Annotated in this window: 7 protein-coding genes; 2 read left to right on the top strand and 5 right to left on the bottom strand. The window is 77.1% G+C overall.

What is annotated here, in order from left to right; all coding sequences use genetic code 11:
* Nucleotides 1-320: 320 nt before the first annotated feature.
* Complete coding sequence (gene leuS, locus ACI8AK_RS23150; protein ID WP_456958185.1) at nt 321-3215, top strand: leucine--tRNA ligase; 2895 nt, start codon at nt 321-323, stop codon at nt 3213-3215.
* A 79-nt stretch (nt 3216-3294) separates the two neighbouring features.
* On the opposite strand, the gene ACI8AK_RS23145 is transcribed toward leuS, so the two are convergent.
* Genes ACI8AK_RS23145 through ACI8AK_RS23130 form a run of 4 tightly spaced genes read right to left on the bottom strand, consistent with a single transcriptional unit; the run spans nt 3295 to nt 6365 of the window.
* On the bottom strand, nt 3295-3678 hold the full coding sequence (locus ACI8AK_RS23145; protein WP_387989172.1) for a PPOX class F420-dependent oxidoreductase: 384 nt from the start codon (nt 3676-3678) through the stop codon (nt 3295-3297).
* Nucleotides 3678-4337, bottom strand: a complete 660-nt coding sequence (gene lipB, locus ACI8AK_RS23140) for a lipoyl(octanoyl) transferase LipB (protein ID WP_456958184.1) — start codon at nt 4335-4337, stop codon at nt 3678-3680. The genes ACI8AK_RS23145 and lipB overlap by 1 nt, the downstream gene beginning before the upstream one ends.
* Before the next feature lie 22 nt (nt 4338-4359).
* Complete coding sequence (locus tag ACI8AK_RS23135; RefSeq protein WP_456958182.1) at nt 4360-5094, bottom strand: Type 1 glutamine amidotransferase-like domain-containing protein; 735 nt, start codon at nt 5092-5094, stop codon at nt 4360-4362.
* Nucleotides 5094-6365, bottom strand: coding sequence for an NAD(P)/FAD-dependent oxidoreductase (locus ACI8AK_RS23130; RefSeq protein WP_456958181.1), 1272 nt, complete (start codon nt 6363-6365; stop codon nt 5094-5096). Before ACI8AK_RS23130 ends, ACI8AK_RS23135 begins: the two co-directional genes overlap by 1 nt.
* A gap of 118 nt (nt 6366-6483) precedes the next feature.
* Here ACI8AK_RS23130 and ACI8AK_RS23125 point away from each other — a divergent pair, with 118 nt between their 5' ends.
* Entirely contained in the window at nt 6484-8070 is a 1587-nt protein-coding gene (locus ACI8AK_RS23125) for a serine/threonine-protein kinase (protein ID WP_456958180.1), read from the top strand.
* 14 nt (nt 8071-8084) lie between these two features.
* Here the strand turns inward: ACI8AK_RS23125 and ACI8AK_RS23120 are convergent, their stop codons facing one another.
* Nucleotides 8085-8996 carry a TIGR01777 family oxidoreductase gene (locus ACI8AK_RS23120; RefSeq protein WP_456958178.1) on the bottom strand — a complete coding sequence of 304 codons (912 nt, stop codon included), beginning with the start codon at nt 8994-8996 and terminating at the stop codon, nt 8085-8087.
* Between the last annotated feature and the right edge of the window lie 143 nt (nt 8997-9139).

Below are 9139 nucleotides of genomic sequence, written 5' to 3'. Positions count from 1 at the left end.
CCCCCGCCCCCCCGCCCCCCCCCCCCCCCCCCCCCCCCCCCCCCCCCCCCCCCCCCCCCCCCCCCCCCCCCCCCCCCCACGCCGGAGGGACACCTGAGCGCGCCGCACGAGGACGACAACGGCTCGTCCGCCGTCCGGGTGCAGCCCGGAGCGCCCGACCGACCCGTCCGGGTGAGGCCCCGGGCGGTAGACTCGCGGCCGTGACCGGCGGACGCCTGCTTCTCCGGCCGTGCTGACCTGAGCAACCAGTCAGCACGGCGACCCCTCCTGTGTGAGGGGTCTTTTCATGTCCGCCGACGGATGACCCCGGGAGCACCGCGATGAGCCAGACGGCCAGCCAGCCCACGACCGAGCCGGCCGAGGAGGGCGTCCCCCCGCACCGCTACACCCCGGCCCTCGCCCAGCGGATCGAGCTGGAGTGGCAGGACCGGTGGGAGCGGGAGGGGACGTTCCACACACCCAACCCGGTGGGCCGCCTGTCCGAGGGCTTCGAGCGGGTCGAGGGCCGGCCCAAGACCTTCATCATGGACATGTTCCCGTACCCCTCGGGTGCGGGCCTGCACGTCGGCCACCCCCTGGGCTACCTGGGCACCGACGTCACCAGCCGGTTCCGCCGCATGGACGGCGACAACGTGCTGCACCCGATGGGCTACGACGCCTTCGGCCTGCCCGCCGAGCAGTACGCCGTGCAGACCGGGCAGCACCCGCGGATCACCACCGAGGCCAACATCGCGGCGATCCGGGCGCAGCTGCGCCGGCTGGGCGTCGACCACGACGAGCGCCGCACCTTCGCCACGATCGACCCGGGCTACTACCGGTGGACCCAGTGGATCTTCCTGAAGATCTTCGGCGCCTGGTTCGACGAGCAGGCCGGTCGCGCCCGCCCGGTCGAGGAGCTGGTCGCCGAGCTGGACGCCGGCACCCGCGAGCCCGCGCCGGGCACCAACCCCTCGGGGCGGCCGTGGGCCGAGCTGTCCGACGTCGACAAGCGCAAGGTCGTCGACGCCCACCGGCTGGCCTACCTGCACGAGGCGCCGGTCAACTGGTGCCCGGGCCTGGGCACGGTGCTCTCCAACGAGGAGGTCACCCCCGACGGCCGCTCCGAGCGCGGCAACTTCCCGGTGTTCCGGCGCCCGCTGACCCAGTGGATGATGCGGATCACCGCCTACGCCGAGCGGCTGCTGGCCGACCTGGACCGGCTGGACTGGTCGGACTCGGTCAAGCAGATGCAGCGCAACTGGATCGGCCGCTCGACCGGTGCCCGCATCCGCTTCGCCGCCGGTGACGAGACGATCGAGGTGTTCACCACCCGTCCCGACACCCTGTTCGGCGCCACCTACGTGGTGCTCGCGCCCGAGCACCCGCTGGTGGAGACGCTGACCGCCGACGCGTGGCCCGACGGCACCGACCCGCGGTGGACCGGCGGCGCGGCGACCCCGGCCGAGGCGGTGCGCGAGTACCAGCGGCAGGCGTCCCGGCGCTCGGAGCTGGACCGGCAGAACGAGAGCCGGGAGAAGACCGGCGTGTGGCTGGGCACCACCGCCGTCAACCCGGTCACCGGGGCGGAACTGCCCGTCTTCACCGCCGACTACGTGCTGACCGGCTACGGCACCGGCGCGATCATGGCCGTCCCGGGCGAGGACACCCGCGACTGGGAGTTCGCGCAGGCCTTCGGCCTGCCGATCGTGCGCACGGTGCAGCCGCCCGCCGACTTCGACGGCGGCGCGTACACCGGCAGCGGCCCGATGATCAACTCGTCGAACGAGCACGTCTCGCTGGACGGGCTGACCGACAAGGCCGCCGCCATCGCCCGGGTGACCGAGTGGCTGGTGGCCGCCGGGCACGGCGAGGCGACCACCACGTACAAGCTGCGCGACTGGCTGTTCAGCCGGCAGCGCTACTGGGGCGAGCCGTTCCCGATCGTCTACGACGCCGACGGCCTGCCGCGCGCGGTGCCCGAGTCGCTGCTGCCGGTGCTGCTCCCCGACGTCGACGACTACTCGCCGAAGACCTTCGCCGACGACGACGCCGACTCCCAGCCCGAGCCGCCGCTGTCGCGGGTCACCGAGTGGACGACCGTCGAGCTCGACCTGGGCGACGGGCCGAAGCCCTACCGGCGCGAGACCAACACGATGCCCAACTGGGCGGGATCGTGCTGGTACTACCTGCGCTACCTGGACCCGGGTGACGACACGCAGATGGTCGACCCCGAGCTGGAGCGGTACTGGCTGGGCCCGCAGTCGCCGGGCGACGTCGGCGGCGTGGACCTCTACGTCGGCGGCATGGAGCACGCGGTCCTGCACCTGCTCTACGCCCGCTTCTGGCACAAGGTGCTGCACGACCTGGGCTACGTGTCCAGCGAGGAGCCGTTCCGTCGGCTGGTCAACCAGGGCTACATCTCCGCCTACGCCTACACCGACGAGCGCGGCTTCTACGTGCCCGCCGCCGAGGTGGTCGAGGAGGACGGGCAGTTCTTCTTCGAGGGCAGGCCGGTCAACCGCGAGTACGGGAAGATCGGCAAGTCCCTGAAGAACATGGTCACGCCCGACGAGATGATCGGCGCCTACGGGGCCGACACGTTCCGGGTGTACGAGATGTCGACCGGGCCGCTGGAGCAGTCGCGCCCGTGGGACACCAAGGCCGTCGTCGGCTCGCAGCGGCTGCTGCAGCGGATCTGGCGGGTCGTCGTCGACGAGGGGACCGGCGCGGTCCGGGCCGCCGACGACGCCGCGCCGTCCGAGGACGTGCTGCGGGCGCTGCACAAGGCGATCGCCGGCGTGCGCGACGGCATGGCGACGCTGCGGTTCAACGTCGCCATCGCCCGGATCGCCGAGCTGACCAACGCGCTGACCGCGGCCTACGGCGCCGAGTCCCCGGTGCCGCGGGCGGTGGCCGAGCCGCTGGTGCTGCTGGTGGCGCCGCTGGCCCCGCACCTGGCCGAGGAGCTGTGGGCCCGCCTCGGGCACTCCGACTCGGTCGCCTGGGCGCCGTTCCCGGTCGCCGACGAGCGGTGGCTGGTCGAGGACACCGTGCAGGTCGCGGTCCAGGTCAACGGCAAGGTGCGGGCGCAGGTGACCGTGCCGGCCGACGCCGACGCCGCGGCGCTGGAGGAGGCGGCGCGGGCCGACGAGAAGGTCGCCGCGCAGCTGGACGGCCGGACCGTGCGGCGCGTGGTCGCCGTCCCCGGCCGGCTGGTCAACTTCGTCGTCGCCTGACCGAGGACCCCGTCCCCCTCACCGCTCGCGAGCTCGCGGCAAGCCTCCGGACGGGGCCGGCCCCGCCCGGTACCCCGGTTCAGGCGGGGCGGACGCGGATGACCGCGTGCCGCTCGGTGCCCGGCCGGGTCAGCCGCTGCCACAGGCGCGCGCTGCCGTAGGAGACCCGCCACCGCCAGCCGTACCGGCGGGCGAGCGCGGCCCGCGCCTGCCGCCACTCGTGCGGCTGCAGCAGCTCGGCGGTGGCCTCGACGACCGGCCCCGTCACCCGGCCGCGGACGTCGCACGGCGCCACGGTGACCCGAGCGGTGTGCCGCAGCCGCTTGACCTTGCCGGAGTCGGCGCGGGTCCAGACGACGAGCGTGTCGCCGTCGGGTGCGGCCCACACCGGCGTGGGCACCGGCTCGCCGGTGCGGCGGAACGTGGTCAGGCTGACGTAGGTGCTGTCCGGCAGGCCGGCCATCAGGCGGCGGGGGCGAGGGTGAGCACCCGCCGCATCGCCGCCTCCACCGTGTCGACCACCTCGGCCACCGGGACGTCGCGGCCCAGCTCGGCGCTCAGCGAGGTGACCCCGGCGTCGGCGATGCCGCACGGGACGATCGCGCCGAACGCGCCGAGGTCGGGGTCGCAGTTGAGCGCGAACCCGTGCATGGTCACCCCGCGCGCGACCCGCACGCCGATCGCGGCGATCTTGCGCTCGGGCCGGAACCGGCTGCCGGGCCCGGGGGCGTCGGCGGCCACCCAGACGCCGCTGCGCCCGTCGACGCGCATCGTCGCGACGCCGACCGAGGCGCACACCTCCATGAGCGCGTCCTCGAGCCGGCGCACGTGGGCCACGACGTCGACCGGGTCGGGCAGGGCCACGATCGGGTAGCCGACCAGCTGGCCGGGCCCGTGCCAGGTGATCTTGCCGCCGCGGTCGACGTCGACCACCGGCGTGCCGTCGAGCGGGCGCTCGTGCGGCTCGGTGCGCCGGCCCGCGGTGTAGACCGACGGGTGCTCGAGCAGCAGCAGCGTGTCCGGCGCCTCCCCGGCGATCCGCGCGGCGTGGATCTCGCGCTGGCGCGCCCAGGCCTCCTCGTAGGGGACGATGCCGGCCCGGACGACGCGCAGTTCGGTCACGGGACCCAGCCTATGCCCGCGATCACCGCAGCCGGCGGGGCTCGAGGCGGGTCTCCACGGCGGTGCCGTCGGGACCCCGTTCCACCCGGTGGGCCGCCTTGCCCGGCCGGTCGGCGACCGCCTCGACCAGTGCCGTCCCCCGGTAGACCAGGCCCACGCCGTCGTCGGTGGCGTGCCCGGCGGGCAGCGTGCCCTCGGCGACCAGCCGCCGGTACAGCGGGCGGCGTTGTTCCTCGGAGTCGTGGTGGACGCCGTTGGAGGTGGGGATCAGTCCCAGCCCGTTGGTGACCGGCCGCAGGTCGGGGCCGTAGGAGTCGGTGGTGCCGCCGACGTGCCAGCACAGCGACCCCGCCGACACCCCGCCGAGCACCACCCCGGCCCGCCAGCACTCGGCCAGGACCTCGTCGAGACTGTGCACCCGCCACACCGCCAGCAGGTTGGCCACGCTGCCGCCGCCGACCCAGATCACGTCCTGCGCCAGCAGGTGCGCGCGCACGTCGGGGACGGTGGGCATCGGGAACAGGCTCAGGTGGCTGAGCCGGACCGCGCTGCCGGCGAAGGCGCCGTACACGCCGGCCAGGCGCGCGGGGTCGTCGCCGGTGGCGGTGCCCAGGTAGCACAGGCGCGGCTGCGCGGGCGCCCCGGCGAGCTCGACGGCCAGGTCGAACACCGGGCCCGGCGCCCAGTCGTAGGGGCCCCGGCCGCGGGAGTCGAAGCCGATGCTCGTGGCCACGATCGTCGGGGCGGTGGCGGGCATCAGGCGGCCCCGGCCCCGGCCCCGGCCGCGGCCGCGGCTGCGGTCGCGGGCCGCAGCCGGCGCAGCACCGCGGCGGCGGTGCGGCGGCCGCTGGCCATGGCGCCCTGGATGGACGGGGTGTCCCGGTGGTCGCCGCAGACGTACAGGCCGCCGCCGAGGTCGACCGGGCGGCGCAGCCGCAGCGGGGGGAGCGCGGCCGGCTGCGCGCCGGTCACGGTCACCGATGTCAGGTGCCCGAGGTCCGCCGTCGCGACGTCGTGCAGCCGGGCCACCTCCCCGCGGACCTCGGCCTCCGGCGTCGGCGCCAGCGAGCTGCTGGCCACCAGGGCGCGGCCGTCGGGGGAGTAGGCCGGCTGGGCGTCGGTGAGCACCACGCTGTTGACCAGGCGGCCGCCGGGCGTCCCCAGGACGATGAGCGGCTCGGGCCACGGCGAGGCCGGCAGCACGTGGTAGTGGGTCGTCACCTGGCGGGGCGCGGCGGCCTCGACCGCCGGCACGAGGACGGCGGCGGTGTCGGGGTCGGTGGCCACCACGACGGCGTCGGCGCGCACCGGACCGGCGTCGCTGTCGACCGAGGTGCCCGAGACCGCGGTGACCCGGACCCCGTGGTGGACGCGCCCCTCGCCGACCCGGGCGGCCAGCTGCTCGCCGATCGCCTGGATGCCCTGCGCCGGCAGGCCGGTGCCGCCGCGGACGAAGCTGCGCCACAGCAGGTCCAGGTAGCGGCTGGAGGTCTCCAGCCGGTCCTCGAGCAGCACGCCGGCGAAGAACGGCCCGAAGAACCGCTCCAGGGCCGTGGCGCCGACGCCGGCCCGCCGGAGGTGCTCGGCCGCGGAGGTCTCCGGGGCCGCCAGCAGGCTCGGGACCGGCCGGTACCCGGCCCGCGCGGAGAACGCGGCGATCGCCGCCTTGTGCCTCAGGGACCCCACCGGCGACCGCAGCGTGTCGGTCACCGCGGACGGCCGGCGGCGCGGGTCGGCGACCCGGTGCGCGCGGTCGCCGACGCGGACGACCGCCCCGGGGGCGAAGAAGCCGAGGTCGAGGGCGGGCAGGTCGAGGTCGGCGGCGCGCGGGTAGCCGGTGTTGAACACCTGGAAGCCGCGGTCGACGACGAACCCGTCGACCCGCTCGGTGGCCAGCCGGCCGCCCGCGGAGGCGGAGGCCTCCAGGAGGTGCACGTCGATCCCGGCGGCGGCCAGGCGGGTGGCTGCCGACAGACCGGCCAGCCCGGCGCCCACGACGACGACCTCGGCACGGGCGGGCAGCGGCATGTCCCGAACCTAGGTGCAGTCGGCGCCGGGCACCCGTCCGGGACGGCGCCTGTGGACGCCGCCCGGGCCTGTGGACGGCGGGGGCGGGGCGGGGCCGGTGCGGCCTACGGTTCCCGCCGTGCCCACCACCCCCTCGCCCAGCGCCGGCCCCGACGACGCCCCGGCGCCGCCGGTCGTCCCCGGCTACCGGCTCGACCGGCTGCTCGGCCGCGGCGGGTCCGGCGAGGTCTGGCGCGCGAGGCCGCGTGACGGCGGCGCGCCGGTGGCGGTGAAGCTGCTCGTGGCCGGCGACGCCGGGCGGCAGGCGCGCGAGGCGGCGCTGCTGGGTGCTCTCGACCACCCGCACCTGGTCCGGCTGCACGAGGTGGTGCACCAGCCCCGGCGCGGCGGCCCGGCCCGGGTGGCGCTGGTCCTCGACCTGCTCGAGGGCGGCAGCCTGGCGGCGCTGCTGGCCCGCCGCGGCCGGCTGCGCCCCGGTGAGGTGGTCACCGCGCTGGCGCCGGTGGCGGCCGCGCTGGCCTGCGCGCACGAGCAGGGCGTCGTCCACGGCGACCTGTCCCCGGGGAACGTCGTCTTCACCGCCGAGGGACGCCCGGTGCTCACCGACCTCGGCGTGGCGCGGGTCCTCGGCGAGGACGCGGCCGGTGAGGTGACCCCGGCCTACGTCGACCCCGCCGTCGCCCGCGGGAGCGCACCCGGCCCGGCCTCGGACGTCTTCGGCGTCGCCGCGGCCGCCTTCCACGCGCTGACCGGTGTCCCGCCGTGGAACGCCGCGGCCCCTGCCGACACCCTCGCCGTCGCCGCCGCCGGCGAGCTGCCCGACCTCGCCGAGCTGGCTCCCGGCACGCCGCGCGCGCTGCTCGAGGTGGTCGGCCGCGGCCTGTCGGCCGATCCGCACGCGCGGGGGTCGGCGGCGGCCTTCGCGCTCGACCTGCGGCACGCCTGCCGCCCGGAGCCGGTGCGGCTGCCGACGCCGGGGGTCCCCGACGCCGACCTGGCGCGGACCGGCCGCGGGCCGCGCACCGAGCTGACCCACCAGGTGCCCGGCCGGCGCCGCCGGCCCGCGCCCGCCGAGGTCCCCGCACCGTCGGCCCGGTCCTGGCGGCCGGGGGGACCGTTCGTGCGGCGGGCTGCCGCGGGCATCGCGGTCGCCGCCCTGGTGCTGGGCGCGGTGGCGCTCGGGCTGGCGCTGACCCGCTCCGGGCCCGGCGGACCGGTGGCGGCCGCTCCGGCTCCGGCGTCCGCCGAACCGGCGCCGTCCGCGGCGGCGGTCCCGTCGCCCGCGGCGACCGCGGCGTCGGCGGAGCAGGTCGACTGGAGCGCCGTCCTCACCGACCTCTACGACCGCCGCGCGCGGGCGTTCGCCACTGGCTCCCCGGCGCTGCTGGACGAGGTCTACACCGCGGACAGCCCGCTGCTCGCCGCCGACCGCGCCCACCTGAGCTCCCTCACCGCCGCCGGCGAGGTGCTGCGCGGCTTCACACCCTCGGTTTCCGGCGTGACGGTCGGGGCCGCGACCACCGGGGACGGGTCCGTGCAGGTGCGGCTGGTCGACAGCTGGCCGGAGTACGCGGTCGTGGCGGCCGCGTCCCCGGACGGCCCGGTGCTGCGCACGGAGGCCGGCCGCGGGGAGGCGCCGGTGACGATGGTGCTGGTCCCCGGGAGCGGCGGCTGGCGGATCGGGACCGCGGGGCGGCTGGCGTGAGCCCGGCGGAGGCGTCAGCCGCGGTCGAGCGCCTCGCGGAGGGCGGAGGGCAGGTCCCGGTGCCGGAACGGGTAGCCGGCCGCCAGCAGCCGCGCCGGCACGGCCCGCTGCCCGGCGAGGACGCTGGAGCGCCCGAACTCGCCGAGCGCCGACCGGATGGCGAAGCCGGGCACCGGCAGGACCGTCGGACGGTGCACGGCCCGGCCCAGCTCCTGGACGAACTCGTCGTTGCGCACGGGGTCGGGGCCGGTGAGGTTGACCGGCCCGGACACCTCTCCGGCGGTCAGCAGGAAGCGGATGGCGCCCACCTCGTCGTCCAGGCTCACCCACGGCCAGTACTGCCGCCCCGACCCCACCCGGCCGCCGAGGCCGAGCCGGAAGACCGTGCCGAGGATGCGCACCAGCATGGCGCCGCGGCCGATGACCAGGCCGGTCCGCAGCGTGACCACCCGGACGCCCGCCTCGGCTGCGGGAGCGGTGGCGGCCTCCCACTGCACGCACACGCGGGCGAGGAAGTCGTCCCCCGGCGGGGCGTCCTCCTCGACCACCCGGTCCCCGGTGTCGCCGTAGTAGCCGACCGCGGAGGCCGACAGCAGCACCCGCCTGCGCGAGGGGTCCTCGGCGGCCGCGGTGGCGACCGCCTCGGCGATCGTGGTGGTGCTGTCCACCCGGCTGGCCAGCAGGTCCCGCCGGTACGCCTCGGTGAACGGGCGCGGCCGGATCGGCGTGCCGGCGAGGTTCACCACCGCGTCGACGTCGCGCAGCAGCGCCGGGTCGATCCGCCGGTGCTGGGGGTCCCAGCGGTGTTCGTCGGCGGTGCGGGGGGTGCGGCGGACCAGCCGGATGACCTCGTGCCCGTCGGCGCGCAGCTCCGGCACCAGCGTCGACCCGATGAGCCCGGAGGCCCCCGTGACGGCGATCTTCATGACCCTCCTCGTCCCCCCTGCCCGGTACGACGTCGGGGGGGGGGGGGGGGGGGGGGGGGCGGGGGCCGGGGGGGGGGGGGGGGGGGGGGGGGGGGGGGGGGGGGGGGGGGGGCGGCCGGCGCGCCGGGCGCGGCGGGGGCGCG

Source organism: Geodermatophilus sp. SYSU D00867 (genome assembly GCF_054050315.1).
The sequence above is the reverse complement of the archived record's forward strand: the minus strand, read 5'-3'. Positions and strand labels throughout refer to the sequence as shown.

Bases quoted from the DNA above. Each gene is read 5' to 3' on its own strand.
- ACI8AK_RS23120 (WP_456958178.1), bottom strand. From the start codon at position 8,996: ATGAAGATCGCCGTCACGGGGGCCTCCGGGCTCATCGGGTCGACGCTG.
- ACI8AK_RS23130 (WP_456958181.1), bottom strand. From the start codon at position 6,365: ATGCCGCTGCCCGCCCGTGCCGAGGTCGTCGTCGTGGGCGCCGGGCTG.
- ACI8AK_RS23135 (WP_456958182.1), bottom strand. From the start codon at position 5,094: ATGCCCGCCACCGCCCCGACGATCGTGGCCACGAGCATCGGCTTCGAC.
- leuS (WP_456958185.1), top strand. From the start codon at position 321: ATGAGCCAGACGGCCAGCCAGCCCACGACCGAGCCGGCCGAGGAGGGC.
- ACI8AK_RS23145 (WP_387989172.1), bottom strand. From the start codon at position 3,678: ATGGCCGGCCTGCCGGACAGCACCTACGTCAGCCTGACCACGTTCCGC.